This window comes from Pseudomonas sp. E141, from assembly GCF_052659885.1.
On sequence record NZ_CP084024.1, the window covers coordinates 3,662,207 to 3,688,751 of the forward strand.

The following is a 26,545-nucleotide window of genomic DNA, read 5'->3' on the forward strand; positions in this document are numbered from 1 at the left end:
CAGTGCGGCTGGAACAGGACTTGTTTGTGTTACGCACAAATAAACCCTCTTCCTCGGTTGAATCAGAAAGAAACCGCCGGTTCCTCGAGCATCTGGCACTGCCGATGGCAAACGACCCGGTTGCGCCCGCCGGTCTTGGCCTCGTAAAGCGCCTGGTCGGCGTCGTTGAGCCAGAGAGTGGCGTCGCCATAGGCCGGGTTGAAGGCGGCCAGGCCAATGCTCAGACTGCCCTTTAGCGCGGGGGCCTGCTCGTAGCCGAGCAGGGCGAACCGCTCACGCAGGCCCTCCATGGCCAGCACGGCATTGTGCAACGTCAGGTCCGGCAGAATCACGCAGAACTCGTCCCCCCCATAACGTCCGACAATGTCGGTGGCCCGCAGGTTTTGCTTGAGCATCTTGCCCAGCTGACGCAACACGATGTCACCAGCGCCATGGCCATAGGTGTCATTGATGGCTTTGAAGTGGTCGATGTCCATCAGCGCAATCACGCCGTGACCAGCCCCATCGTGTGGCTGTCGCAGGCAGCGCTGGAACTCCTCGTTAAGCCGGTCCTTCCACGCCCCATGATTGAGCAGACCGGTCAGGCTGTCGGTACGGCTCAGGGCCAACAACTCGCGCTTTTGCCGGCCCAGGATGGCGGTCTGGCGAAAACAGATCCAGCCCAACGCCAGCGGATATATGCACAACAGAGGCAAACTGGCATAGAGCTGCGCCGAACTGGTCATCGGCACACTGGTCAACGGGAAGATCGCCAGGCCCAGGGCGATGCCCGTCACTTGGACCGCCGCCCCGGCGAACAGAAAACGCAAGCCCCCGATGGAGACGTTGTTCATCGCCATCATTGCCAGCGTAACGGCCGTGGGCAGCGGATTGAATTGCATCGCAACGACCCAGAAACCGCCAAGAAAGGCGTCAATCAGCAAGTTTCGGCGTTCAGCCTGGTACGGCAGCGCCGCGCGACGGGCCCACTGATAGGCCACATGCGGCCATAACAAGCCGTTGAACAGCATGGCCCACCAGACCCAAGGTGCCGGGTCAAGGGGATAGACGGCGACACTCACCAACAACAACCCTAGCATCAGGCCCAGGATTCGTGAGGTGTAAAGCCTCCTGGCCAATGACAGTCCCTTTCGTCCCGTTCTTTGCATAGAGGCCTCTGCACCGAGGGCTTCCCGGGTTGTGGGATAGGGTTATTTGGAGTCTATCAGGGCAGCATCAAATAGCCACCATCGATGAAGGGTTATTTATTCGCCATCAAATGCACGGCTCCGCTCGGATTTTGGCTATACATGACAAAGGGAATCGGCAACCACCACCAGAAAGGAGGCCCATGCGCAGCTATCAGGTGTTGATCATCGGCAGCGGGTTCGGGGGCCAGTGCGCGGCAATCAATCTCCTCAAAGAGGGCATAACGGATTTCCTGCTCTTGGAGCGACGGAATTTCTTCGGCGGCACTTGGTGCCAGAACACCTACCCCGGCGCGGCGGTAGACGTGCCGTCGCCCTTGTATTCGCTCTCATTCGCCGCTTACGACTGGAGCCGGATGTTCGCCGGCCAGGAGGAGCTGCACCGCTACACCCGGCACGTGATCGAACGCTTCGCCCTGCAGGACAAGGTACAACTGGGCGCGAATGTGCAGCGGGTGGCATGGGACGACAATGCCCGACATTGGATCGTCGACACCGCCAGCCTAGGGACCTTTCATGCGCAATTCCTGATCAATGCCACAGGCCCCCTCAGCCAACCGGTGATCCCTGATTTCGAAGGCCGGGATCGCTTCCAGGGCAAGACGTTTCACACCAATTATTGGGACCACACCTACGACTACCGCCACAAACGCGTTGCCATCGTCGGCAGTGGCGCCAGCGCCGCCCAAGTCATCCCGGCCATTGCGCCAGAAGTCGCCCATCTGCACGTGTTTCAGCGTACGCCCCACTGGGTACTGCCACGCCGCGACCGCACGTTCAACCGTCTCGAACGTTGGTTGCTGAGCCTGGCGCCGATGCGCACCCTGTTGCGCTGGTCGATCTACTGGCAATTCGAAACCCGGGTGATTGCGTTCAAATATTCACGGCCGGCGGTTCGCATGGTCCAGCGCCAGGCCCTGAACATGCTTGAGCGCCAAGTGCCGGATCCGGTTCTGCGTCGTCGCTTGACTCCTGACTACCTGATCGGCTGCAAGCGCGTCATCCTGTCCAGTACGTTGTATCCGGCCCTGTGCCGGGCCAACGTCAGCGTGCATGGCCAGGAGCACGGCATCGCCGCCCTCGATGAAACCGGCATCATCACCCGGGACGGCCAGCACATCCCGCTGGACCTGATCATCTGGTCGACAGGCTTTAACGCCACCGACGGGGTGATTTCCTATCCCGTCACCGGCCGCAACGGCACCCGACTGCACGACGTCTGGGCCCAATACCCGCGCGCCTACCTGGGTACCAGCCTGCCGGACTTCCCCAACCTGTTCATCGTGACCGGGCCCAACACCGGCATCGGTCACACCTCGGCACTGTTCATCATCGAGTCGCAGATGAACTACATCCTGGACTGCATCCGCACCTTGAACCGGCAAAACCTGCGCAGCATCGAAGTGCAGCCTGCCGCCGAACAGCGCTACACCGAAATGATCCACCGGGAAATGCAACGCACTGTATGGAAATCCGGCGGCTGTCACAGCTGGTATCAAAGCAAAAGCGGCCACGTCGTCGCGATGTTCCCCGGTTTCAGCTTCACTTATCACTATCTGACTCGTCGGCTCCGGTTGGCCGATCACATTCTGTCCTGACCCTGGAGGGCAAAGCATGTTGGTGTTGTGGGTAGTCCTCGCCGTGTTTATCGCCTGGAGCTGGCTGACGTATCCAGGCATCGGCCATGTGCTGTACGACATGGGCATGGCCCTGGAAGCGCGTCTGTACCGACTGCACAAGATCACGGTGCCCATCAGCGAGATGACCGTGTCGACCTGGCAAGGCGGGCCCTACGAAGCGTCCGGCAGCATATTGATGCTGCACGGCTACAGCGCCGACAAGAACCTCTGGCTGCGTTTTGCCCGGCATTTTGTCAGCGACTACCGGGTGGTGATTCCTGACCTGGCCGGTCATGGCGAAACCGGCTTCAAGGCCGGCGGCGGTTATGACATCCCGACCCAGGCCCGACGGGTGATCGAACTGCTGGATGCCTGCGGCCTGGACAAGGTCCATGTGATCGGCAACTCCATGGGCGGTCATCTCGCCGCCTGGCTGGCAGCGACCTCCCCGGAACGGATACTCACCCTGGCCCTGATCGACCCGGCCGGCGTCACCGCGCCCGAACCCAGCGACATGGAGCGGCACCTGGCAGCCGGCCACAACCCGTTTCTGGTGCGCTCGCGGGACGACTTCGCTCCTTTCTACGCGATGACGATGGCCTCGCCGCCGTGGGTGCCGAGTGTGGTGCTGGCGGCGCTGGCCGAGCGTTATGAGCAACGCCGGGATGAACTGGAAGAGATCTTCGTGGATTTTCGCGCCAGCCCGCCGATGGAGCCGCGCCTGCCCGACATCCGCGCGCCTTCGCTGCTGCTCTGGGGTCGCAAGGACCGGCTGATTGACGTCAGCAGTGTGCCCGTATGGAGCAAGGGCATCGCCGACTTGCGTGTGGAAATCTGGGAGGGGGTAGGCCATATGCCCATGGTCGAGCGACCCGGGAGAACCGCCGCGCTGTATCGCGACTTTCTCAAGGGCCTGGGCCAGTGACCTTGATGCCGCTCTTTAAGGCTGCCTGAGCCACGGTGAAGTGGGCGGATCAGTCCCTGACAGAATGAAGTCCTGAAGATTCTTCGTTTGTCGACGCTGGTGAAGGCTGCGATCTTTCCTTCCACTTTCCCACAGCTTGCGCCAGGAATTCTCACAATGAGCTTCGTCAGTCCCGACCTGATCCGCCAACGCTTCTCCAAGGCGATGTCCGACATGTACCGCGACGAGGTGCCGCTGTACGGGGCACTGATGAACCTGGTGGAACAGACCAATGCCCAGGTGCTGGTCAACGACCCGCACTTGGCCGAACACTTGCGCAGTACCGGTGAACTCCAGCGTCTGGACCTGGAGCGCCACGGCGCGATCCGTGTCGGCACCGCCGCAGAACTGGCAACCCTGGGGCGTCTGTTCGCGGTCATGGGCATGCAGCCAGTGGGCTACTACGACCTCACGCCCGCCGGGGTGCCTGTGCATTCCACGGCATTTCGAGCCGTGCATGAAAGCGCCTTGCAGGTCAGCCCGTTCCGGGTGTTTACCTCGTTGCTGCGTCTGGAGCTGATCGAAAACGCCGAGCTTCGGGCCTTTGCCGAATCGGTACTGAACAAGCGCCAGATCTTCACCTCCACGGCGCTCCAGCTCATCGACCTGGCCGAACGCCAAGGGGGTCTGACCGAACCACAGGCTGATGACTTCGTCCTGCAAGCCCTGGAAACCTTTCGCTGGCACCACAGCGCCACCGTCACGGCCGAGCAATATCGGCAACTGAGCGCCCAGCATCGGCTGATCGCCGACGTGGTGGCTTTCAAGGGCCCGCACATCAATCACCTGACGCCACGCACCCTGGACATCGACATCGTGCAGGCCCAGATGCCCGTGCACGGCATCACCCCCAAGGCAGTCGTCGAAGGCCCGCCCCGTCGGCAGTGCCCGATCCTGCTGCGGCAGACCAGCTTCAAGGCGCTCGACGAACCTGTAGCGTTCACCGACCAGCCCCACTCCCAAGGCAGCCACAGCGCCCGCTTCGGCGAAATCGAGCAACGGGGCGCCGCCCTCACCCCGAAAGGTCGCGCACTCTACGATCAGTTGCTGAACGCCGCTCGGGATGCGCTGGGGGAGTTTCCCAACGAAGCCAACGCCGAACGCTATAACGCACTGATGACCGAGCATTTTGCCCAGTTCCCTGATAACCACGATGAGCTGCGTCGACAGGCATTGGCGTACTTTCGCTATTTCGTGACGCCAAAGGGCCTCGCTGCCAAAGGCACGATCAAGCAACCGGTCTCGCTGGAACGCTTGCTGGAAGCGCAATACCTCCACGCCGAACCCCTGGTGTACGAGGACTTCCTGCCAGTGAGCGCCGCCGGCATCTTCCAGTCGAACCTCGGCGATGCCGCCCAAATTCACTACGCCGGACAGTCCAATCGCCAGGCATTCGAGCAAGCGCTGGGACAACCGACCATCGATGAGCTGCAGTTGTATGCCGAAACGCAACAGCGCTCGATGGATGAGTGCATGTCCGCCCTGGGAATGTAGGAAAAACCGGAAAGCCGAATGCGTAAGAAGTTGCGCATCCGGCTTGCCAACTACGCAACTCCCCGCGCGCATTCCTCTGTAGCCGGAGCGCTCATGGACTGGCGATTATTCCCAACCTATTGATATACATAGCTTTTATAGAAGCTGGCATAGCTCTTGATAACCGTCAGGCCACCTGGGGACGATTCCCTTCCCAGGTCCCTTTAGTTATCCCGCAAGGAGAGCATCCATTGGCTACCCCCGCTTACATGTCCATCGAAGGCACCAAACAAGGTCTGATCACTGCCGGCGCCTTTACGGCCGACTCGGTGGGCAACACCTACCAGGAAGGTCATGAAGATCAAGTCATGGTGCAAGGCTTCGAGCACCAGGTCATCATCCCCCGCGATCCTCAGTCGGGTCAGCCAACCGGCCAACGCGTGCATAAACCCCTGGTCATCACCAAGGTGTTCGACAAGGCCTCGCCGCTGCTGCTGGCGGCCCTGACCTGCGGAGAACGCCTGACCAAAGTCGAGATCCAGTGGTACCGCACCTCGGCGGCCGGCACCCAGGAGCATTACTACACCACCACTCTGGAGGACGCGATCATCGTCGATATCAAGGACTACATGCTCAACTGCCAGGACCCGGCGAACGCGCACTTCACCCATCTGGAAGATGTGCACTTCACCTACCGCAAGATCACCTGGACCCACGAAGTCAGCGGCACGTCGGGCTCCGATGACTGGCGTTCACCGGTCGCTGGATAATCGTCGATAGATATTGATTCAGGATGGTGTTCGCCCAGTGCGACGGCCTCGGCATTCCATGCACTGGTAAAGAGCCTGACACTGGGCGAACGGGCATAATAATAGTGGAACTTGCAAAATATGTCCGGGAGCTTGTTTAAATAATTATTTATCTTTAGTCGTCATAATTAACGCCCAATCAATAACAGCTATACAAACAGCTATACAAAATCCAACAGCAGTATAAAAAAACATATCCGCTACGCCGAACAAGACCGGGCAAGTAAAGCAGCATTAAAAAATGCGTTTTCAAGACCCCGCGGTCTATCAATCCTCAGCCCCGTCGCCCGGTCTTTTGTGCATCCGTCTCCCCCGCTTCAGTATCGCCTTCCTGCTGTTTGCGTTTAGCCGGATCGTTGGGGCGCAGGGCGTCGTTGTCACGCTCCACCTCACCCGGCATCGCCGGCTCGTCTGGATTGTGCGACGTTTGATCACTGGGTTTCATGGCGAACTCCTTGGTTTTTCGGGCCTGCGCGTCAGGCGTCAGGATCGGCGACTTCTTCAGCGACGTTGGCGTCGGGTGAACGATGGTGCAGTTGTTCGGCCTTGGCCTTGAGTTCCTGCCACTGTGCCAGGTCGATAGCGCCCTGGCCGAACAGGTCATCGGCCACCCGCATCAGCTCGGTGAAATGGACGTCGGGCGACTGCTGCCAGTAGGTCTTGTCGTCGAACAAGCGCTGCCAGTCGGCCAGCGAGGGAAGTGTGAGGTCATCACTCATGACGGACTCCTCAGAGGCATTCATAAGGTATGAGGGTCGACGTTCCCGGGGAGTTCCGGCGATTCTCAGTAGCCCGTCATTTCCAGGTAACCGTTGCCGCCGTGGCTGCCGCTCAGATGCACCGGCCCTTCCCAATAGGGAATGCGCAGGTTCATCCAGGCGTTGGGGTTCAAGGCATCGGTGGTGATGTCGAGTCGCTTGCCGGGGATTTTGATCGTCCAGCGCACCGGCATTGAGCGCCCGGCAACCTCGGCGGTGTCCAGTGGTTCAAGGCTGATCTGCCCGGCATGCAAGGTTTGCGTCTGGCCTTGGGCATCGATCCAGGTGCCCGTGAGGTATGGCGCCCCCTCCTTGTGGCGCATGCGGTAGAGCATCACATGCTCGCCGCTGTCCAGGTGCAGGGAAAACCAGTCCCAGCCCGTCTGGTTCGCAGTCAGTGGCTGGCTGCTCCATTCGCGGTCGAGCCAGGCCGGGCCGCTGACCGTATAACGCTGGCCATCGATTTCCACGTGGCCGCTGGCCTGGAAGAACGGTTGGCTGTAGTAGTACGACGCCTGGCCCTGTTCGGATTTCTGGCTGAACCCCTTATCGCCCTGTAGCACCAGCGGACGCGTCGACGTGAGGCGCAACTCATAACTGAAGTGTGGGCCACTGGCCTTGAGCTGCATGTCCGCCAATGGATCGGCCCCCGACGCTTGTGTAGCGAACCGCCAGTCATCGATCCAGGCGTCGAAAGGAGTCGTCTGCACCCCGGCCTGCCCCACTGCGCCCCGTGCATAGCGCTCGGCGGCATGGTGGACGGCGCTGGAAGTGACCGCGGCATGACCGAGCCAGATCGTCTGGTTGCGCCAGCCGCTGGCCTGGGGCGCGGCGTTCAGGGCGCTGCGAAACAGCGTCCATTGCACACCGTAATCGCGGCCCTCGGCATCCTTGAGATTGGCAGTGACGTACCACCACTCGATGCGAAACCCCTCATGAACACCATGATCGGCGGGAAAACTGAATACCCGCCCCGGCACCACGGGCGTGAATGCGCCGGCCTGCTCACCCAGGCCGGCGAAGCCCTTCGGCGGCGGTTGCCGGTTATCACAACCGCAGAGCAGTAGCGCTATCAGCATCAAGCCCAGTTTAATCTTCATGGGCAAAGGTCCTCAGCAAATCCGCCGGTTGCGTGCGGTACAACGCATACAGCGGCCAGGCCGATGCGAGCAGCGTGGCAAGCATCGCCAGGCCCAGCAACTGCGCCAATTGCCACGGGAATACCCGCAACGGCAGGCGCCAGCCGAAGGCCTGCACATTGATTACCGCATCCAGGCACCAGGCCAGGGCGATGCCCAGTGGCAAGGCCAGTACTAGGGTCAATAGCGCCAACAGCCAGGTCTGGCCCAGATTGAGCAGCATCAACTGCCGGCGCGTTACCCCCAACGCCCACAGCGGCGCCAACTGACCGAGGCGGCTTTGGCTCTGGGTCAGCAGACTGATAAGCAACGCCACCCCGGCCACCGCCAGCGTCAGGCTATTGAGGGCAGCGGTGGCGGCGAAGGTGCGTTCGAATACTTGCGTCGACCAGCCCTTGAGCCGCGCCTGATCGACAATTCGGCTGTCATCCAGGCTGAACCGGGCCTGCAACGCCGTCAGCAACGCCGGGATCGCGGAGGGTTCGATGCGCAGGTTGAAGCGGTTCGGCGTCAGTTGCGGCCAATGCCGCAGCAAGTGGTCGGCATTGACCAGCACATGGCCCTTGGGGTTGCCGTAGTCGGCATAGATCCCGACGAGGCGCGGCGTCCAGGGTCCCTGGGGCGTCGGGATCGTCAATCGATCGCCAATATTCACGTTGAGACGCCGGGCCAGTTGTTCGCTGAGCATCAACGTGTCAGCCGCGGCCAGTTGCTCCCAAGGCTTGTCGGAAACCGACTCCAGCAACGGCCAATGCTGACGATAGGCGCTGTGATCGATGATGCCGTAGATGTCCGTCGGCCAGCCTTGCAAAGAGATCGAAACCTGCCAGTTGGGCAATATCGTGGTGATCGCCGGCTGCTCCTTGAGCCAGACGTGCAGCTCGCCCGCCTGGGCCGGGGTTTGCGGATTGATGTACAGCTCGGCGGTCAGCCGTTGCTCGAGCCAGTCACTGAAGGTCTGGCGAAAACCTGCGGTCATGCTGCCGGCACCGATATTCGCCGCCAGAGCCAGTAGCAACGCCATCAGTGCCAGGCTCAGCGTCGGCAATTGCTGACGGCAGTCGGCGAGAAACCATTGCCCAAGTACCGAACGACTGCGGCGCAACAGCAACTTCAGCGTGCCACTGAGCAACACCGGTAAAGCCAGGGCAGCGCCCAGCAACAACGCCGTCATCAAGACAAAACCGCTGCCCAGGCTGTCACCCCAGATCAACGCCGATACCGCGAGCAACCCCGCCAATGTCGCCACCCACCCCTGGCGCCGCAGCCAGCGGGCATGGGCCTGATGCCAGGCCTGGGGATTGGCCAGCGCCAACAGCGGCAGGCGCGCCGCCCGCAGCAAACTGTCGGCGCCGGCCAATAACGCGCCGAGCAAACCCAAGCCCACGCCGCTGAGCCACCACCAAGGGCTGAGGTTCAGGTGGCCGGCCACTTCGGCGCCGTACAAGCCGCGCAGGCTCGCCGCGACATCGGGCAACAACAGACTCGCCAGCCAGTAGCCGCTGAGCACTCCTGCGATTGCGCCGAGCAAGGCCAAGGCGCCCAGTTCGAGAGCCAGACTGATGACCAGCAACCGCGCACTGACGCCACAGGCCCGCAAGGTTCGCAGCAAGCTGCGGCGTTGTTCCAGCGCCAGGCCAATGGCGGCGTGAACGATGAACAACCCCACCACGAAGGACAGCACCCCCAAGGCGTCGAGGTTCAGGTGAAAGCTTTCGGTCAGGCGCGACAGATTGTTTTCTTCATCGGCGTGCTTAAACTGCAGCCGGCCGTTGAACGCCGTCGGCAAGGGCGCGTTGAACGTGGCAGGCAATAGCAAGCGCGACAGCTGGTCCGGCCGTCCAAGCACCTGCTGGGCGAAGCCGATGTCCATCAGCAGCACGCCGGGCGCCATGTCCGCCTGGACAAGCAACGGTGGCAGGGATTGTCCATCGACCGTCCGGGGCCGGTCCCCCTCGCTCAGCCCCAAGGCCTGCAAGGTCTGCGCAGCGATCCAGGTGCGGCCAGGCTCAGTGAAAAACTCCACCACGTCTGCCATCTCCCGGACCTGCCCCGCCACTGCCGCTCCGGGGGGCAAAGACACCGGGTCGATGCCCATTAACTGCAGGCGCTGATCCTCGTGCCCCTGCAGCGTCACCCGAGCCTGCAACACGGGAGACACCGGCCATCCCAGGCGACGCAGATCGACAAACCATTGTTGGGTAAAGGTGCCGCCGCCGGGCGCACTGAGGCTGGCCTGGGGTTCGCCACCAATCAACTGGCTGGCTCGAGCGTAACTGTCCCGGGCCTGACTGTTGAGCGCCTGCACGCCGGTGAGCAGGCTGGTGGCGAGCCAGAGCCCGGTCAGGACGCTGAAAAACTGCACCGGGTGCTGGCGCCAATGGCTGAGCAAGGCCTTGAGCGTCTGGCGGAGGATCATCACCCTTGGGCCACCTGCGCCAGACGTCCGCCTTGCAAGACCACTCGACGGCTCAGACGGGCCGCCACCCGGGGACTGTGGGTCACCATCAGCAGGCTCGTCGGGCTGCCATCCAGCAACTCCAGCAACAGTTGCAGCACCTCGTCGCTGGTGGCTTCGTCGAGGCTGCCGGTGGGTTCGTCGGCCAGCAACAAGGGCGGCCGCGAGGCCAGTGCCCGCCCCAATGCCACCCGTTGCTGCTGGCCGCCGGACAGCTGTTCGGGATAGCGGTGCAGCAGTTGCGAAAGGCCGAGCCGTTGCACCAGATGGGTCTGCCAGGCAGGGTCATAGCGACCGCACAGACGCGCCTGGAACGCCAGATTATCCTCCACCGGCAAGCTACTGATGAGGTTGAACTGCTGGAACACCAGGCCGATCTGTGTACGTCGCCAGCTTGCCAGTTGGCTTTCGCTCATGCCGTCGAGCCTGCGCTCGCCAAAGCGAATGCTGCCACGGTCGACCTTGTCCAGACCGGCAACCAGATGCAGCAAGGTGCTTTTCCCGCTGCCGGACTCACCCATCAGTGCCAGGCTGTCGCCAGGGGCCAACGTCAGGTCGATACCCTGCAGCACCGGCAATGGCCCTTGCGGCGTGGCATAGCTCTTAAATACGTCGCGAACTTCAAGCATGAAAAGGCTCATGGGTAAACGTGAGGCTCAGGATAGCGGAGTTGGCTGACGGGCAGACCAAGGATGCGCTCAGGCGACGGGCAAACACCGCTGGTCGTCTGCCCCGCCTTGTTTTGCCCGACGCCTTGCAAAGCATAAATTTCCAGCTATCAATCAATGACTAATACGTGCCGTTTACATGCAGTCGGCAAATTCGTCATAAACATGACGCACCTGGATTGCCTCCTATTCAAGGACGATCGCCGACATGCCTCAAACAAAATATCGCCTCGATATCGATGGGCTTCGCTGTATTGCAGTGCTGGCCGTACTCATCCATCACCTCAACGCCGACCTGCTGCCAGGCGGGTTCGTGGGGGTCGATATTTTTTTCGTCATCTCGGGTTTCCTCATCACTTCCCAGGTGTTTTCCGAGATCAAGGGCAACACCTTTTCGCTCAAGCGCTTTTATCAGCGGCGCATCAATCGCATCGTGCCCGCACTGGTCACTGTGTTGTTGGCGAGCGTGATCGCAGGGGCCTTCATCCTTTCCCCCGCCGACCTGACGCGGCTCAACGTCAGTGCGCTGTTCTCCCTGCTGGGGGTCTCGAATATCTATATCTGGATGAAGTACGGCAACTATTTCGCCGCCGATGCCAGCGAAGCGCCGCTGCTGCATACCTGGTCCCTGGGGATTGAAGAGCAGTTCTACGTGATCTGGCCGCTGCTGATCCTGATGCTCTATCGCCTGACACCGCGTTATGTCCTGCCGGTGTTGGCCGTCGGTATCGTGGCGGCGGTGGGGCTTTCCGAATACGCCACGAACGTCTTCGCCACGGCCTCCTATTACCTGCTGCCCACACGTTTTTTCGAGCTGATGCTAGGCGGAGCACTGGGTATCTATCTTTATCAGCCACGTACACTCGGCAGGATAGAAGTGCTGGCTTATACAGCGGCGGGGTATGGGCTGATTGGTTTTTCCTTGTTTGCCCTGAGCCGGGACACCCCCTTCCCCGGCGTCAATGCGTTGATACCTTGCCTGGGCGCGGCACTGCTGATTCTGGCCGGCAGCGGTGAGGCTCGCTCCCGCCTGCTGACCAACCGGCCCATGGTGTTCATAGGCCTGATTTCCTATTCGCTGTATTTATGGCACTGGCCGTTGATTGCCTACCTGAATTACCTGGGCATCGAGATAACCCTTTCTGTGGGCATGTCCCTGGCGCTGGTGTCGATTCTGTTGTCCTGGTGGTCCTGGCGGTATGTCGAAATTCCCTTTCGGCGCACTGGCGCGCAATTGCAGTTTCCCCGAGTACTGGTCCGCCGATTCATGGTCCCGGCCCTGGGGCTGGCCGTCCTGGCGACCTTGAGCCTGCAATGGAACGGCTTCCCACAGCGTTTTGCGCCTGAAGTGTCGAGGCTCGAGGCCATGGCGCTGAGCAAACCGAACAGGCTTCGCAGCGGTTGCCATATGCCCAGTGCGCGGTACAGCGCCGAACCTGATCCGGATTGCCAGCTCGGTGCACACAAGGAGCAACTGGACGGAATGATGGTGGGTGACTCGTTCGCCAATCATTTCACGGGCATGGTCGATATCCTGGCCAAACCCAACGGCATCAGATTAATGGACTACACACTGGACGCCTGCCCGCCGATTTTCGGCTATGCCACCGAGGTGTCCGAGGCGTATGGCGACCGTTGCATGGCGCGCAACGACCGAGTGTTCGAGCTGATCAAGCAGAACCACTACCCATACGTCGTGCTGGCCGGCGCCTGGCCCAGAGATGCGTCGGCTGCGCACATTATCGAAGCGAGCATCAAGCACGTGGCGAACAACACCGGCCAGGTCATCGTGATTCTGCGCAACCAGAACATCGACAATGCAGCGACCTGCCCCGTGCGCCGCTTGATGTTCGGCACCGATCGCCCATGCTCGGCACCGCTGGACGTCACCGCGCCGTATTGGGAGGGGATACGCGCCAGACTGCCCCAGGTGCGCTTTATCGACCCCAATCAAGTGATCTGCCCAGCGGGGCTATGCAGCCCGATCATGGACGGGCAGTTGCTGTACCGCGATGACGCACACTTGAATGACGTGGGCTCACGCTTCATCGGCCGCACATTGCGCGAGCTGGGATTCTCCCTACTGCACGACCCGGCCCGACTCGGCCCGATCGCCACAACCCAGTGAGCCCCCTCCCCGCAGGGTTGTGGGGTATGCAAGACCTGCGGACAACTCGGACTACTGTGGGAGATTCTATGCTGCAAGCCGACCCACCGCCTTCGCGAGCAGGCTCGCTCCCACAGGGGATTTGCGGCGGCATGCAAGACCTGCGGACAACTCGGACTACTGTGGGAGCGAGCCTGCTCGCGATGACGGCGGTACATTCAACATCGACCCCGCCTGCCCCGCCGCCATCTCGGCCTGAACCGGGCCTGGTGTGACAATGTGCTTGAGGTCGATGTGTTTCCATTCAGGCATCGCCCCCAGCCGCGCATTGAAGCGGTAGTTGAAGGTAAAGGCGTCTTCGGTCGGCTGGCTCAGGGATTTCCCATAGGTCGCTTCAACACCGGCCGGGTCGTACCCCATCAACTGCAACAGCGTCGGGAAGATGTTGTAGTGGCTGGAGCGGTCCTTGTTCTGTGCCCATGCCCGCTGCCAATCCAGGGTCTGCAAACGCGCGCCTTCTATGACCACCAGCGGCACAAGCCCTTCCTCCGCCACCGGGTCACCGCCGCAGTGGGTATTGAGCCCAGGGTTGCCGCGCTCGTGAAGGTCCTGGCCGTGGTCGGAGGTGTAGATCAGCACGGCGTTGCCCAAATCGGCCTGCTGGAAGATCCGCCTGAAGAACTCTCCGACATTCCACAGCAAAGTGTTCTGGTAAGCGTTGCGGTACAGCTCCCAGTCATGGGTCCGGCCATCAAAACCGTCACGCTGGCCAGTATCGGCGACTTCGAGAAAGCGCCCACGCGGCAGTGCGGGACGATAGCTCATGAACTCATCCGGGTATTTGTCGTGCACGGGAAAATGCGCACCGAGCTTGTTCACCACCACCAGCTCGGCCCGGTCATTGCCCAACCGCTCGATCAGTTGCGCGGCAACCGCCATGTCTCGCTCGAACACCGGGGTGCGGTCGAACTGCACGAAGTCGTCGATATCGTTTTTTTCAGTGTCGGTCATCAGGTTCTGAAGGTGACCACCGGTACGCTGGGCGTCGATATAGACCGTGCGCAACCCGGCGTTTTTAGCGTACTGCCAGATCGACGGCAACGTGCTGTTGATGCGCACGTAATCGGCCCGGGTGCCGCCGTAACGCAAGGTGACGTTGGTGTCGGCGCTGCAGTTGGCAATGGAAGCCGCGTAGCCGAAATTGAACACCTGCACCCCATCGGGCGGGGTCTTGAGGCCCGTGTGCACGCCGAACGGCGTATTGATATCCAGATAATTCCCAGCGACGCTTTCATCGATAATCAGCACAATATCATGCTCGATCGGCGATGTTGGCCGCGTCAGGCGGATCGGCTCCCGAGGACCGACGGTGTTGTGCAGGGCTTCGTAAACGAACAGATTCAGATAGGCCAGCGGTGTGTACATCACCGGTAACCCCCGCGCGCCCTCGCCCGCCCGGACGAACAGAACACCACTGAGCAACAACACGCCCAACACAGGTGCGGCGATTGGCAAATAACCGGGCAATGACACCGACCGCCGAGGCTTGAGACCCAGTCCCAGCAGCAGCAACAGGCCACCGGTGGCGGCGCTGACAATCACTTCGCGGTACTGCGAAGCCGCCTCCCCGATAAAACCACCCGAATACACCAGCGACACAAACTGGCTGTACGTCAGATAGCTATCGGTCACCCTCGTGTAAACCTCGAAAAACACCGCCGAACCAAACATCGCCAGGGCAAACAGGTGGCGCACGGAGGTCTGGCGGATGTACGCACTCATCCACAGCGCCACCACCAACACCACGAACATCGCGCCGAACAGCAACGTGGCAAATCCCAGACCCAAGGCATTCAGACGATCAAGGTAATAGTCATATCCCCTGATCAAGTACAGCACCAGCAACAGTTCCTTGAGGTATCGGAGCATGTGTTTCTCGGCGATAGGGCGGCGTTGGATAGAGGGTCGTTTTCTGCACGTTAGCAGCGGCTTTGCAAAGCGCAAGAAAAGGGACGAACGGCCAATGCGTCAAAAAAAAGTTAGCCCAAAAATGACACACTTGAAGCCAGTTAAACGTAAAAATCTATGGATAAATACCGTTCATCGCCTAGTTAAAAGCCGTTACAGCCCTTTAAAAACGGCACTTTTCTAAACCAGTCAATGACTTGATATCAAAAGGCCAAGTTCTCTCGAGTTTGCCAACAGTGACAACTGTCATTTTGCTGACACGCTTTTCTGAAGCTGCGCTATACCCCTCTAAACAGTTTCATCCGAGTTACATCAACCGTCTTGCGAGGCACGCCAAAAATGGATGTGAGCGTATTTGGTACGGGGTATGTGGGATTGATTCAAGCGGCTGCGTTGGCTGACGTCGGCCACCGCGTTTTGTGCATCGACATTGACCCCAACAAGATCCGTCAGCTGCAGCAAGCGGTGCCACCGATCAGCGAGCCTGGGTTGTCCGAACTGCTCGAAGAGAACATCAAGAGTGGCCGGCTGCTGTTCAGTGATCAGGCCAGCGATGCGGTCAATCACGGCGAACTGATTTTCATCGCCGTCGGCACGCCAGCCGATGAAGACGGTTCGGCAGACCTGAGCCATGTACTGGCGGTCACCCGCCAGATCGCTGACTTCATGGACAGCGACCGCACCTTGATCATCAAGTCCACGGTGCCGGTCGGCACCGCCGACAAGGTCGCCGAATGTGCCCATCAGGCATTGGCTCGCCGGGGCCTGCAACAGCTGAACGTGCGAGTGGTGTCCAACCCCGAGTTTCTCAAGGAAGGCAGCGCCCTGGCCGACTGCATGCGCCCGGACCGGATCATCATCGGCACCGCCGACCCGCTGGCCCGCGATCAGATGAGCGAGCTGTACGCGCCCTTTTGCCGTAACCGCGAAAAACTGATGTTCATGGACAACCGCAGCGCCGAACTGACCAAGTACGCGGCCAACGCCATGCTCGCCACCCGCATCAGCTTCATGAACGAACTGGCCAATCTCACCGAAAGGCTGGGCGCCGACATCGAAGCGGTACGCAAGGGCATCGGTTCGGACCCTCGTATCGGCTATCACTTCATCTACCCCGGGTGCGGCTTCGGCGGTTCATGCTTTCCCAAGGACCTGCGCGCCCTGCTGCATACCGCCGAACAGAGCGGCATGCCCCTGCGCCTGCTGCGCAGTGTCACCGACGTCAACGACAGCCAGCGACACATTCTCTTCGAGAAACTGACGCAACAGTTCTCCGGCGGCCTGGCCGGCAAGTCGATTGCGATTTGGGGCCTGGCTTTCAAACCCAACACCGATGACATGCGCGAAGCCCCCAGCCGCTACCTGATGGAAGCGCTGTGGCGCGAAGGCGCTCGGGTCCATGCCTACGACCCGGAAGCCATGTCCGAATGCCGCCGCCTCTACGGCTACCGCAAAGACCTGAACCTGTGCGCCACCCGCGACGACACCCTGGAGGATGCAGACGCCCTGGTGATCTGCACCGAGTGGAAGAACTTCCGGGTCGTGGATTTCGCTCTGTTGGCCAACAAGTTGCGCGCCCGGGTCATCATCGATGGCCGCAACCTGTACAACCCCGAACACCTGGCCGCCGCCGGCCTCTTGTATCGCGGCATCGGATTGCGTCACACCGTGCCCAGCAGCCTGACCCAGGGGCCACGGGCATGAACATTCTGGTGACCGGCGCGGCCGGTTTCATCGGCGCCCATTGCGTGCTGCGGCTGCTGCGCGACGGCCATCAGGTGTGGGGGCTGGACAATTTCAACGACTACTACGACCCGCAGCTCAAGCACGACCGCGTGGCGTGGGTGAAGGACCAGGCGGGGGACTTTGCGTTGGCCCGGGTGGACCTGACCGACGCCTCGGCCATCGATGAGTTGTTCCAGTCACACCGCCCCGACGTGGTGATTCATCTCGCCGCCCAAGCCGGCGTGCGTTATTCCCTGGAGAATCCACGGGCCTACGTCGACAGCAACCTCAGCGGGTTCCTGAACATTCTGGAAAGCTGCCGTCGCCATCCGGTCAAGCACCTGATCTACGCCTCCTCAAGCTCCGTGTATGGCGCCAACCAGCGCACACCTTACTCAGTACAGGACGGCGTGGACCATCCGCTGTCGCTGTATGCGGCCAGCAAGAAAGCCAACGAGTTGATGGCCCACAGTTACAGCCATCTGTTTGGCATCCCATGCACCGGCCTGCGGTTTTTCACGGTGTACGGCCCCTGGGGCCGGCCGGACATGTCGCCGATCCAGTTCGCCCGCGCCATCGCCGAAGGCCGCGTGTTGCAGTTGTTCAACCATGGCGAGCACCAGCGCGATTTCACCTACATCGACGACATCGTCGAAAGCATCGCCCGGCTGATCGAACGCCCGCCCCATGCCACGCCACAGTGGGATCGCGATCAACCGGACCCGGCCACCAGCGCAGCGCCCTGGCGGATCTACAACATCGGCGGGCAGCACCCGGTAGCGCTGCGCACCTATGTGGCATTGCTGGAAAAGCACTTGGGGCAAACCGCCCGGATCGAACTGCTGCCCCTGCAACCAGGGGACGTGTTGAACACCTGCGCCGATGCCAGCGGCCTGGCGCGGGCCACCGGTTTTCAGCCGCGCATCGAGCTGGACGAGGGCCTGGGGCGCTTCATTGCCTGGTTCCTCGATTACTACGCCCTGCCTATCGCCGACACCGCTTGCAGCCCAACGCATGCGACCAACCTTCAGCGGAGGAGTCTATGACCCGACATGAGCAATGCATCCCTATCACCGCCCGCGGGGGCGACAAGCGTGTCGATCCCGAACACCGCCGACGCCTGGACGCGGCCATCCATCGTCAGGGCCGCGGCTGGCTGACCGGTCGCGACGGCGGTCGACCCTGGACGGTCTCACGCACCAATCGGGTGGTGGCCTGTCTCGGCGCGCTGTCGATCCTGGTACTGCTCAGCCCGCTGCTGCTGGGCCTGGCCCTGCTGATCAAGTTCTCAAGCCCCGGTCCAGTGCTGTTTGTGCAGAAACGCACCGGATACCGCGGTCGGGTCTTTGGCATGTACAAGTTCCGCACCATGGTTGCTGATGCCGAGGCGCTCAAAGAATCACTGCGCCACCTCAACAAGCACGGCGCCGATGCCATCGACTTCAAGATCGACAACGACCCGCGCATCACCCCCGTCGGTCGGTTCCTGCGACGCAGCAGCCTCGACGAGTTACCCAACCTGATCAATGTGGTGACCGGCGACATGCGCCTGGTCGGCCCGCGGCCGACCTCGTTCAACGCCTACCGCTACAAGGACAACCATCTTGTCCGCCTGAGCATCTACCCCGGCCTGACCGGCCTGTGGCAGATCTCCGGGCGCAGCAACATCGACTTCGACCAGCGCGTGGAACTGGACCTCAGCTACATCGCCGAACAAAGCCTGTTGCTGGACTTGAAGATCCTGATGATCACCCCTTTCAAAGTTTTCAGCGGCCACGGAGCGAGTTAAATGGACGGTTCAACCAATATCCTGAGCATCGCAAGCCCGAGCGAGACCAACCTGACCTCAACCGTGCTTGACCCATCCATACGGATTCTGCTTCTGACGGCCGCCAACACCGGCACCGGAACCAGTACCAGTGCCATGGCCCTGGCCGCTCAACTGGCGCAGATGAGCAGCGGCCGCGTATTGCTGGTGGACGCCAGCCAGTCGCCGCGCAACCTCAGCCAGCAATTGTCGCTGCACAAGGAGCGCGGCTTCAGCGACCTGCTGTTCAACAGCCTTTCCCCGCCCCTGTTGCAGGACTGCGTGGTGCAGACCTCCAGCTTGCCCTTCGACGTGCTGCCCAACGGTCGTCTGGGGCGTAATGCCGAGCGCCTGAACCCCGAGCAGCTTCGCCCGCTGTTCAAGCAACTGGCCGGGCAGTACCGCTTTGTGGTGATCGACGCTGACGCGGTGTACTCGGCCTGCGACACCCTGGTCATGAGCACCCAGGTGGACGGTGTGGTGCTGGTGGTGCGCGGTGAAGACACCCGCTGGGAGGTGGCCCAGGCCGCTCGCCTGCGTCTGACCCAGGCCGGCGCCAAGGTGGTGGGCAGCGTGTTCAACCGCCGCAAGTACTACATGCCCAAGTGGCTCTACAACAACCTGTAAGCCTGCAAAAAGGATGACGAGATGAACGCCAGATTGCTTGTCCTGCTGCTGTTGCCGCTTGCCGGTTGCACCAGCCACACCGAAACCCGCTCCATGCCGGTGCAGATCCTTACGGCGGCACCGGCCAACGCCCAGGCCACCGACATGCCCCGGGTCGAACAGACCCTGCGTCCCCAGGATGTGCTGGATGTGATCTTTCACATCAGCACCAGCGGGTCGGATGCCTACCGGGTCCAGCCGGGTGACCAGGTGGCCTTGAACTTCACCGCCGCCAGCCAGCTCAACGGCGCACAACAGGTAATGCCCGACGGCAGTATCGAACTGCCGGGGGCCAACACCTCGGTAAAAATCGCCGGGCTGACCACGGACGAAGCACGCCTGGAGGTACAGCGTGCCTATGACCGCAAAATGCTGTTCCAGCCCAACCGCAATCAATTGACGGTGCAGGTCACCAGCCCGTTGAGCAACGAGACAAAACTGCGCAACACCCTGACCCACCCGGGCACCGGCATGAGTCGGGAGATCACCGTGGGCCGGGATGGTTACGCAAGCTTCCCCGAAATCGGTGCCGTGCCGCTGCAAGGCATGACCGTCAATCAACTGGAAACCTACCTTAACGAGCGCTACGCCCAATTGCCGGGGCGCATGTCCGTCGATGTGCTGCTCAAATCCACCGCTGGCAACGAGATCTATGTCCTCGGGGAAGTGGCCCAGCCCGGTTCCTACCCGATCCGCCGGCCGATCTCGGTCCTCGAGGCCCTGACCCTGGCCCGTGGCACCAACGTCAAGGCCCGACTCGACTCGGTGGTGATCATGCGCCGCAACGGCAATCAGGTCGAAGCCCGCCACTATGATGTGGAAAAAGCCCTGAGCGGTGACGCCTCGCAGATCGCCTACCTGCAGCCCGAAGACATGCTTTTCGTGCCCAAGACCGGGCTGGCCAAAGCCGGTGAAATGGCTCGGCAACTGGCCGACGTGGTGCTGTTCCAGGGCATGGGGGTCAGCTTCGGCTACCGCCTTGACAGCAAAGGCGACGACGGCAGATCCGACAACAACGGCAGCGCTACTTCTTCGGCAGCAGGTAATTGATCATGAATCCCAAGGAAAACTATCTGCATGAGTTCTTCAGGATTTTCTTCGCCAACAAGCAGTGGGTGAAGCGCGTCTTCCTGATCTTCGCCGTGATCGCCCTGGCGCTGCCGTTGATGCTCAAACAGAGCTTCGACATCACCGCCCAGGTCATCGTCCAGTCGAAAAAACTCTCCCAGGGCGACGCCACCACGTCGCTGAACCAGGAAGACGCCACCTTCATTCCACCGTCCCTGGCGGACATGGAAACCGAGAGCAATATCCTGCGCTCGCCGGCCCTGATCCGGCAGACCATCAGCACCCTGCGCGATCAGGGCGAGTACACCCCTAGCCCCGGCATCTTCAACAAATGGGTGAGCGAGCCGCTCAAGCACTATGTCACCACGCCGCTGCGCGAGTACGTCGTCAACCCGCTGCGCGACGGCCTGGGGCTGGAAGTCGATCCGGTGCGAGATACCACGCTCGACATGCTGACCGACGAAGCCATCGCCAACCTGAAAATCGAAACCCTGCCAGGCTCCAACGTCATCTCCATCGTCTACAGCTTCGGCGACCCGGCCCAGGGCACCCGGTTCGTGGCGCAACTGCTGGAGAACTACCTCTCCGGTCGCCAGGACCTGCAATCGATCGAGCTGCCGCAAGCCTTCTATGAGCAGAAGAAAACCCAGTACCAGACACGCCTCGACGGACTGGAGGGCACCCGCCTGGCGCTGCTTGAAGACGTCAGCTCCTCCGATCCCAAAGAGGAGATCACCTTCCGCCTGAACGCCATCAACACCGAAGAACAGGCCTTGAACCTGTACCGCGATCGTCTGCTGCAAAGCCAACGCTGGCTTGATTACCTCAAGACCAGCCTGGCAGCGGCGAACAACTCACGGTTCAACGACTACACCTTCCCGTTCACCTTCACCACCACCATGGACAACATCGCCTTCGAAGACCGGGAAATCAAACAACTGGGCGAGCAACTGACCACTCAGGTCAGCCGCTACATGAATGATCTGGCGATCTTCCAGCCCGGCAGCGAGCCGATGCTGTTGACTCGGGAGCAGATCGCGCGCACCCGCCAGCAGTTTCTCAAAGTGGTGAGCAACCGCATCCAGGAACGCACCAACGACCTGGCAGTCGTCAGCTCGGTGATCGACCAGAAAACCGCGCGCATCGCCGAGTTCAAGGAGCGTATCCATCAGTTGCAGCAAACCCAGAGCAAGCTGCGGCAGATGGACACCGAGATCAATGCCCTGCATGCGGCATTTTCCACCTACGCCCAGCGGTTCGCCGAGAGCAGCACCGCCCGCGCGCTGGACAACGACCTGTCCAATGCTCGCGTCCTCAGCCCGCCGTTCGAACCGACCGCCCCGGCGTTTCCCAAGCCGATGCTGATTATTGCGTTCGGTCTGTTCAGCGGCTTGCTCCTGGCGATCGCCCTGGTCTATGTGCGTGAGTTCTTCGACCATCGCTTCAAGCACCCTGCCCAGATTACCCAGCAACTGGATGTACCGGTGTTGCTGGTGATCAACGAGCAGAACCCCGAACAGGTCAACCCGCACCGCAATTGGAGCCTGCCCAGCCTTGTCCATTGGGTGCGCAATTGAACGCGCCGATTGGCCCGACCTGCCGCAGCAGCGCCCTGCCGATCATTCATTTGCTCGACAGCGGCGGCTTCTACGGGGCCGAGCGGATGTTGCTCGATCATTGCCTGGCCACGCCAGGGCAGCACCAGGTGCTGTTCCTGGCAGCGCCGCCGACCTTGATCACGCGCTTTCGCCAGGCCGGGGTCGATTGCCGCCACTGCGCCAGTTGGGCCGAGCTGTTGCAGCACCTGCGCCAGCGACGGGACGAGCAGCCGCTGATCAATACCCATAACTTCAAGGGCCTGCTGTTCGGCTGGGCTGCGGCCACGCTGCTGCGCTTGCCCCTGGTCATCACTCAGCACGGCTTTACGCCTCGCAGCACCAAGCAGCGATTCTACACGTGGCTGAGCCTGCAACTGTGCCGCACCGCCTCGGTCAAGCGCGTGGTCTGCGTGGCCGAAAGCATTGCCGTGCTGCACCGCCAGGCCAGCGTGCGCGCGGAAAAACTCGACGTGATCCCCAACGGCCTGCCGTCGATCACAGCACCGCTGCCTCATCGTGACGACCGGCTGCGCTGGCGGGTCGGCTACGTCGGTCGCTTGAGCCACGAGAAAGGCCCGGACCTGTTCCTCGACGCCATGATCCCCCTGTGCCAGCGGCATGCATCGCTGCACGCGGTGATGCTCGGCGACGGCCCGGAACGTCAGGCCTTGCTCAAGCGCATTGCCGACGCGGGCCTACCTACTCGCATCGAGCTGCCCGGCTATCAGACCGACATGAACCCCTGGTGGAGTCAGCTCGACGCGCTGGTCATCAGTTCGCGCACAGAAGGCACGCCGATGATTCTGCTCGAAGCGATGCAGGCCGGAGTGCCGGTGGTGGCGTTCGGAGTGGGGGGCATTCCCGATGTGCTGCAGGATCGCCACAACGGCCTGCTCGCGACGCCGGCCGACAGCGCCGAACTGGCCCGGCAGATCGAAACACTGTTTGGCGAACCGCCCCTGGCGCGGATTCTGGCCGATAACGCGCGCCGTACCCAACGGGACCGTTATGACCTGCGCGCCCTGGCCGAACGCTGGTCGCAGCTCTATATCCGCACGGCACGGGAGGCTCGTCCATGATTGTCCCGCTCTCGATCGTCAGTCTGCTGGGCCTGGTTTGCCTGGCGTTGCTGGCCAGCCCCTATCCCTTCCTGGCGCCGGGAGCGGTGCTCGGCCTGGTGGGCGTCGCCGTGCTGTACCGCAAACCCGGCTGGGGCTTGCTGGGCATTGCGGCGCTGGTGCCGTTCGAAGGTCTGTTCAAGGAGAACGCTTTTTCGGGCAGCAAATTCTTCGGCGTGGCGCTGATTCTGATCCTGATGCTGCAACTGGCCCTGCGCCAGATTCCCTCATCACGCTTGCGCAGCAATATCTGGCGGCCGCTGATCGCCTTCATGATGCTCTATGGCCTGAGCCTGATGCTGTCGCAGAACCTGGGCCTGTCCATGACCCATCTGCGCGAACTGATGGTAGGGCTGATTCTGTTCGTGATTACCCTGCTGATCGGGCGCGAGCTGAACCTGGACCTGTTCTGCCGACTGATGACCCTGAGCGTGACCACCACCTGCGTGCTGGCAATGTTTTCGGTCAAATACCAGGACCAGGGCCGCGCATCCGGCCTGCTGGAAGACCCGAACGCCTTTGCCCTGTTGATCGCCTTTACCGTGCCGATGGCGTTGTTGCTGGTGTTGCGCAGCCCGAACCTGCTACACCGATTGTTCTGGGGTGGCTGTTTCATCCTGCTGCTGGGCGGCATGACCAAGACCGAATCGCGCTCGGGGCTGGTGGTGCTGTTGCTTAGCCTGGTGATTGGCCTCTATCACTATCGTGCCCAAATGCCGCGCATCCGCCCGCGACACCTGGGCTTCGCCATGCTCGGGCTGGCAATCATGATTCCCTTGGTGATTGCGGTGATGCCGGCCGGCTACGTGGCGCGCATCCAGTCGCTGAGCATCCTCAGCGCCGGCGCCAGTGCCCACAAAGACGAATCCCTGGGCCGTCGTGCCTCGTACATCGTGGTCGGCAGCAAAATGATCCGCGATAACCCGGTGCTGGGCAGCGGCCCGGGCACGTTCCCGCTGCACTACGCCCCCACAGGCTACGCCAAGGCGTTCTCGGCCAATCGCAAGCTGGGGGATCTGTATCGCCGGGCCCACAACACTTACCTGGAAATCTTCAGCGAGATCGGCATCCCTGGCGGGCTGATGTTCGTCGGCATGATCGGCCTGGGCCTCTACAACCTGTGGCGCGCCCGCCAGCTCTGGTTGCAACGTCGGGACTGGGTGCAGGCGGACCTGCTGACGCACCTGGGCATGAGTTTCCTGTCGCTGGCGCTGTTTTTGATGTTCCTCAGCGCCCCCAACCATAAGTTGCTGTGGATCATGCTCGCCATCACCAGCGTGTTGCGCTACGACGCCGAACAGGCAACACCGCAGGAGGCCCGTCCATGAGCCGCATCAGCATTGTGATCCCGATGTTCAACGAGGCCCGACACATTGGCCGTACGTTGCTGGCGGCGCAGGAAGCCGCTCGCCAGGCGCAACTGGACTGTGAGTTGATCGTGGTGGACAACGGCTCGGACGATCATGGGCCGCGCATTGCCAACGAACTGGGGGCGCGCGTGCTGATCGTGCCCGGCGTGCACATCGGCGCCCTGCGCAACCGCGGTGCGGCCATCGCCCATGGGGAATGGCTGGCGTTCATCGACGCCGACATCGAGATGCCGGCCAACTGGCTCAAGCTGCTGCTGGAACTCCAAGGCCAGGGCGATGTGCTGGGCCTGGACCTGGACACCCCCGCTCAGGCGCCTTGGTTCGCTCAAGCCTGGCAACGCCGCAGCCAACGGCCAGGCTCGCGTCCCTTGCACCGGGTGCAGTGGCTGCCCAGCGCCAACCTGTTGTTGCGTCGCCAGTGGTTTGAGCAGGTCGGGGGGTTCGACGAAACCCTGCGCACGGGCGAAGACAAGGATTTTTCCCTGCGCCTGCGCAACGCCGGGGCGCAGTTGCTGCTGGTCAATGAAAACGTGGCCCTGCATTGGGGTTACGAAGGCAGTTGGCGGGAGTGGATGAGCAAGGAACTGTGGCGCCAGGGCAGCCATTTGCAGTTGCTGCGCAGCCATGGTCCGAGTCTGCGCCTGCTGCGTTTTCCGGCGATGTCCATCGGTGCCTGGGGCCTGGACTTTCTGGCGTTGGTCGCTCTGTTCCAGGGCCAGCCGCGCATCGCGCTGATGCTGCTGTTGCTGACCTCTCTGCCCGCGTTGTTCCTCAGTCTGCGTCAAAGCGGGCGTGACCTGCGCCTGACGCTGCAACTGTGGGCCTTGCACGGGGTGCGCTTGCACCTGACCGGCGCCGCATTGCTTCTCAACCTATGTCATTGGAACGTCAGGAGACCTGCCCGTGGCTGAATTTCTTTACTGGTCGTGCCTGTTGCTGCCGGTGTACGCCTACCTCGGTTATCCGTTGATGCTGAGTCTGCTGGCGCCACTTTTTCCACTCCGGCGCTACGGGCCGGCGTTGCCGATGGACGTCAGCATTGTCATTGCCGCCCACAACGAGGCACGGCACATCGAAGAGAAACTGCGCACCTTGCTGGCCCAGGACTACCCGGCGCGCTCGCTGCAAATCATCCTGGCCAGCGACGGCTCCACCGACGACACAGTGGCCTGCGCTCGGCGGGTCATCGACCCGCGCATCACCGTGCTCGACCTGCCGCGCCAGGGCAAGGCCGCCGCCCTGAATACCGGCGTGGCCCACAGCACTGGAGAGATCCTGGTGTTCACCGACGCCGACAACCAATGGGCCGCCGATACCCTTGGCCACCTGTTGGCCCCGCTGGGCGATCCGCAAGTCGGCGCCTGTGCCGGGCATATGGAAATCCCCGTGCCGGGCAAGGGCCTGAGCCTGGGCGATAGCCTGTATCGGCACTACGAAGGCTGGCTGCGTCAGGTAGAGAGCCGCACAGGTTGCATGGTCTCGGCCGACGGCGCCTTGCTGGCCCTGCGGCGCGAACTGTTTGAACCCATACCGGCGCAGGTCAACGACGACTTCTTCCTCAGCACCTGTGCGCCGGCGGCGGGCAAGTCCATCGTGTATGCGCCACTGGCCCGGGTCACCGATCAAGGCGTGGACGAAGCCGACAAACAGTTTCGCCGTCGCCAGCGGGTCACCGTTGGCGGCCTGCAAAGCCTGGCCCAGCGCCGGCAGTTGCTCAACCCTCTTCGTCACGGGCTCTACGCCATCGGCCTGATCAGTCACAAACTGATCCGCCGTCTGGCGCCGGTGTTGCTATTGCCGCTGCTGCTGAGCAACGCCTGGCTGTGGAATGAACATCTGTTCTATCGCTTGAGCCTGGTGGCGCAACTGCTCGGCTACGCCATTGCAATGATCGGCTTACTGGACGTAGGCCACCGATTGCCCAGGCCCTTTCGCCTGGCGGCGTTCGTGCTGGTGACGCTGGCGGGCATGAGCATCGGGCTGTGGCAGTTTCTGCGAGGTCATCGTTATAGCCAATGGAACCCCGAGCAGAACCGCTAAGGA

22 protein-coding genes are annotated in these 26,545 nt (G+C 61.7%); 15 read left to right on the forward strand and 7 right to left on the reverse strand.

What is annotated here, in order from left to right:
- Positions 1–62 precede the first annotated feature (62 nt).
- Positions 63–1,148: a diguanylate cyclase gene (locus tag GKKCFE_RS16300; RefSeq protein ID WP_445576835.1), complete on the reverse strand. Its 1,086-nt coding sequence runs from the start codon at positions 1,146–1,148 to the stop codon at positions 63–65.
- A 182-nt stretch (positions 1,149–1,330) separates the two neighbouring features.
- On the opposite strand from GKKCFE_RS16300, the gene GKKCFE_RS16305 reads away from it, so the two are divergent.
- The 4 genes from GKKCFE_RS16305 (at position 1,331) to GKKCFE_RS16320 (ending at position 6,013) form a co-directional block, all read left to right on the forward strand.
- Positions 1,331–2,785: a flavin-containing monooxygenase gene (locus GKKCFE_RS16305; protein WP_445576836.1), complete on the forward strand. Its 1,455-nt coding sequence runs from the start codon at positions 1,331–1,333 to the stop codon at positions 2,783–2,785.
- Between the two features lie 16 nt (positions 2,786–2,801).
- Positions 2,802–3,731, forward strand: coding sequence for an alpha/beta fold hydrolase (locus GKKCFE_RS16310; RefSeq protein ID WP_047228524.1), 930 nt, complete (start codon positions 2,802–2,804; stop codon positions 3,729–3,731).
- Positions 3,732–3,887: 156 nt separating this feature from the next.
- Positions 3,888–5,264: a 2-oxoadipate dioxygenase/decarboxylase HglS gene (hglS, locus tag GKKCFE_RS16315; protein ID WP_445576837.1), complete on the forward strand. Its 1,377-nt coding sequence runs from the start codon at positions 3,888–3,890 to the stop codon at positions 5,262–5,264.
- A 230-nt stretch (positions 5,265–5,494) separates the two neighbouring features.
- Positions 5,495–6,013: an Hcp family type VI secretion system effector gene (locus GKKCFE_RS16320; RefSeq protein ID WP_047228526.1), complete on the forward strand. Its 519-nt coding sequence runs from the start codon at positions 5,495–5,497 to the stop codon at positions 6,011–6,013.
- A gap of 313 nt (positions 6,014–6,326) precedes the next feature.
- Here the strand turns inward: GKKCFE_RS16320 and GKKCFE_RS16325 are convergent, their stop codons facing one another.
- From GKKCFE_RS16325 to GKKCFE_RS16345, 5 genes are all read right to left on the reverse strand, one after another.
- Entirely contained in the window at positions 6,327–6,497 is a 171-nt protein-coding gene (locus GKKCFE_RS16325; protein WP_445576838.1) for a hypothetical protein, read from the reverse strand.
- A gap of 31 nt (positions 6,498–6,528) precedes the next feature.
- A complete protein-coding gene (locus tag GKKCFE_RS16330) occupies positions 6,529–6,771 on the reverse strand; it encodes a hypothetical protein (RefSeq protein ID WP_047228527.1) in 243 nt (80 codons plus the stop codon).
- A gap of 65 nt (positions 6,772–6,836) precedes the next feature.
- Entirely contained in the window at positions 6,837–7,910 is a 1,074-nt protein-coding gene (locus GKKCFE_RS16335) for a lipocalin-like domain-containing protein (protein WP_445576839.1), read from the reverse strand.
- Positions 7,900–10,368: an ABC transporter permease gene (locus tag GKKCFE_RS16340; RefSeq protein ID WP_445576840.1), complete on the reverse strand. Its 2,469-nt coding sequence runs from the start codon at positions 10,366–10,368 to the stop codon at positions 7,900–7,902. Before GKKCFE_RS16340 ends, GKKCFE_RS16335 begins: the two co-directional genes overlap by 11 nt.
- On the reverse strand, positions 10,368–11,036 hold the full coding sequence (locus GKKCFE_RS16345) for an ABC transporter ATP-binding protein (RefSeq protein WP_047228530.1): 669 nt from the start codon (positions 11,034–11,036) through the stop codon (positions 10,368–10,370). Before GKKCFE_RS16345 ends, GKKCFE_RS16340 begins: the two co-directional genes overlap by 1 nt.
- Before the next feature lie 247 nt (positions 11,037–11,283).
- On the opposite strand from GKKCFE_RS16345, the gene GKKCFE_RS16350 reads away from it, so the two are divergent.
- On the forward strand, positions 11,284–13,203 hold the full coding sequence (locus GKKCFE_RS16350; protein ID WP_445576841.1) for an acyltransferase family protein: 1,920 nt from the start codon (positions 11,284–11,286) through the stop codon (positions 13,201–13,203).
- 156 nt (positions 13,204–13,359) lie between these two features.
- On the opposite strand, the gene GKKCFE_RS16355 is transcribed toward GKKCFE_RS16350, so the two are convergent.
- Positions 13,360–15,111, reverse strand: a complete 1,752-nt coding sequence (locus GKKCFE_RS16355) for a sulfatase-like hydrolase/transferase (protein WP_445576842.1) — start codon at positions 15,109–15,111, stop codon at positions 13,360–13,362.
- A 378-nt stretch (positions 15,112–15,489) separates the two neighbouring features.
- On the opposite strand from GKKCFE_RS16355, the gene GKKCFE_RS16360 reads away from it, so the two are divergent.
- The 10 genes from GKKCFE_RS16360 to GKKCFE_RS16405 are packed head-to-tail and all read left to right on the forward strand — an operon-like array spanning position 15,490 to position 26,542.
- Positions 15,490–16,854, forward strand: a complete 1,365-nt coding sequence (locus tag GKKCFE_RS16360; RefSeq protein WP_047228533.1) for a UDP-glucose dehydrogenase family protein — start codon at positions 15,490–15,492, stop codon at positions 16,852–16,854.
- Positions 16,851–17,921: an NAD-dependent epimerase gene (locus GKKCFE_RS16365; protein ID WP_107322257.1), complete on the forward strand. Its 1,071-nt coding sequence runs from the start codon at positions 16,851–16,853 to the stop codon at positions 17,919–17,921. Before GKKCFE_RS16360 ends, GKKCFE_RS16365 begins: the two co-directional genes overlap by 4 nt.
- On the forward strand, positions 17,918–18,664 hold the full coding sequence (locus tag GKKCFE_RS16370; protein ID WP_047228535.1) for a sugar transferase: 747 nt from the start codon (positions 17,918–17,920) through the stop codon (positions 18,662–18,664). Before GKKCFE_RS16365 ends, GKKCFE_RS16370 begins: the two co-directional genes overlap by 4 nt.
- Positions 18,665–19,309, forward strand: coding sequence for a CpsD/CapB family tyrosine-protein kinase (locus tag GKKCFE_RS16375; RefSeq protein ID WP_445576843.1), 645 nt, complete (start codon positions 18,665–18,667; stop codon positions 19,307–19,309).
- A gap of 21 nt (positions 19,310–19,330) precedes the next feature.
- Positions 19,331–20,398, forward strand: coding sequence for a polysaccharide biosynthesis/export family protein (locus tag GKKCFE_RS16380; RefSeq protein WP_445576844.1), 1,068 nt, complete (start codon positions 19,331–19,333; stop codon positions 20,396–20,398).
- Between the two features lie 2 nt (positions 20,399–20,400).
- Positions 20,401–21,993, forward strand: coding sequence for a GumC family protein (locus GKKCFE_RS16385; protein WP_047228538.1), 1,593 nt, complete (start codon positions 20,401–20,403; stop codon positions 21,991–21,993).
- Positions 21,990–23,093: a glycosyltransferase family 4 protein gene (locus GKKCFE_RS16390; protein ID WP_076383949.1), complete on the forward strand. Its 1,104-nt coding sequence runs from the start codon at positions 21,990–21,992 to the stop codon at positions 23,091–23,093. Before GKKCFE_RS16385 ends, GKKCFE_RS16390 begins: the two co-directional genes overlap by 4 nt.
- Positions 23,090–24,460 (forward strand): O-antigen ligase family protein, encoded by a 1,371-nt coding sequence (locus GKKCFE_RS16395; protein WP_445576845.1) that lies wholly within the window; start codon positions 23,090–23,092, stop codon positions 24,458–24,460. The genes GKKCFE_RS16390 and GKKCFE_RS16395 overlap by 4 nt, the downstream gene beginning before the upstream one ends.
- A complete protein-coding gene (locus GKKCFE_RS16400) occupies positions 24,457–25,413 on the forward strand; it encodes a glycosyltransferase (RefSeq protein WP_160891307.1) in 957 nt (318 codons plus the stop codon). Before GKKCFE_RS16395 ends, GKKCFE_RS16400 begins: the two co-directional genes overlap by 4 nt.
- Positions 25,406–26,542 (forward strand): glycosyltransferase family 2 protein, encoded by a 1,137-nt coding sequence (locus tag GKKCFE_RS16405; protein ID WP_047228542.1) that lies wholly within the window; start codon positions 25,406–25,408, stop codon positions 26,540–26,542. Before GKKCFE_RS16400 ends, GKKCFE_RS16405 begins: the two co-directional genes overlap by 8 nt.
- Positions 26,543–26,545: the final 3 nt, after the last annotated feature.

What these genes read in the sequence shown, in the direction of transcription:
- GKKCFE_RS16375 (WP_445576843.1), top strand. Translation starts at nt 18,665, where the DNA reads ATGGACGGTTCAACCAATATCCTGAGCATCGCAAGCCCGAGCGAGACC.
- GKKCFE_RS16385 (WP_047228538.1), top strand. Translation starts at nt 20,401, where the DNA reads ATGAATCCCAAGGAAAACTATCTGCATGAGTTCTTCAGGATTTTCTTC.
- GKKCFE_RS16380 (WP_445576844.1), top strand. Translation starts at nt 19,331, where the DNA reads ATGAACGCCAGATTGCTTGTCCTGCTGCTGTTGCCGCTTGCCGGTTGC.
- GKKCFE_RS16335 (WP_445576839.1), bottom strand. Translation starts at nt 7,910, where the DNA reads ATGAAGATTAAACTGGGCTTGATGCTGATAGCGCTACTGCTCTGCGGT.
- GKKCFE_RS16350 (WP_445576841.1), top strand. Translation starts at nt 11,284, where the DNA reads ATGCCTCAAACAAAATATCGCCTCGATATCGATGGGCTTCGCTGTATT.
- GKKCFE_RS16300 (WP_445576835.1), bottom strand. Translation starts at nt 1,148, where the DNA reads ATGCAAAGAACGGGACGAAAGGGACTGTCATTGGCCAGGAGGCTTTAC.
- hglS (WP_445576837.1), top strand. Translation starts at nt 3,888, where the DNA reads ATGAGCTTCGTCAGTCCCGACCTGATCCGCCAACGCTTCTCCAAGGCG.
- GKKCFE_RS16355 (WP_445576842.1), bottom strand. Translation starts at nt 15,111, where the DNA reads ATGCTCCGATACCTCAAGGAACTGTTGCTGGTGCTGTACTTGATCAGG.
- GKKCFE_RS16345 (WP_047228530.1), bottom strand. Translation starts at nt 11,036, where the DNA reads ATGCTTGAAGTTCGCGACGTATTTAAGAGCTATGCCACGCCGCAAGGG.
- GKKCFE_RS16360 (WP_047228533.1), top strand. Translation starts at nt 15,490, where the DNA reads ATGGATGTGAGCGTATTTGGTACGGGGTATGTGGGATTGATTCAAGCG.
- GKKCFE_RS16340 (WP_445576840.1), bottom strand. Translation starts at nt 10,368, where the DNA reads ATGATCCTCCGCCAGACGCTCAAGGCCTTGCTCAGCCATTGGCGCCAG.
- GKKCFE_RS16325 (WP_445576838.1), bottom strand. Translation starts at nt 6,497, where the DNA reads ATGAAACCCAGTGATCAAACGTCGCACAATCCAGACGAGCCGGCGATG.
- GKKCFE_RS16365 (WP_107322257.1), top strand. Translation starts at nt 16,851, where the DNA reads ATGAACATTCTGGTGACCGGCGCGGCCGGTTTCATCGGCGCCCATTGC.
- GKKCFE_RS16330 (WP_047228527.1), bottom strand. Translation starts at nt 6,771, where the DNA reads ATGAGTGATGACCTCACACTTCCCTCGCTGGCCGACTGGCAGCGCTTG.
- GKKCFE_RS16310 (WP_047228524.1), top strand. Translation starts at nt 2,802, where the DNA reads ATGTTGGTGTTGTGGGTAGTCCTCGCCGTGTTTATCGCCTGGAGCTGG.
- GKKCFE_RS16370 (WP_047228535.1), top strand. Translation starts at nt 17,918, where the DNA reads ATGACCCGACATGAGCAATGCATCCCTATCACCGCCCGCGGGGGCGAC.
- GKKCFE_RS16400 (WP_160891307.1), top strand. Translation starts at nt 24,457, where the DNA reads ATGAGCCGCATCAGCATTGTGATCCCGATGTTCAACGAGGCCCGACAC.
- GKKCFE_RS16305 (WP_445576836.1), top strand. Translation starts at nt 1,331, where the DNA reads ATGCGCAGCTATCAGGTGTTGATCATCGGCAGCGGGTTCGGGGGCCAG.
- GKKCFE_RS16395 (WP_445576845.1), top strand. Translation starts at nt 23,090, where the DNA reads ATGATTGTCCCGCTCTCGATCGTCAGTCTGCTGGGCCTGGTTTGCCTG.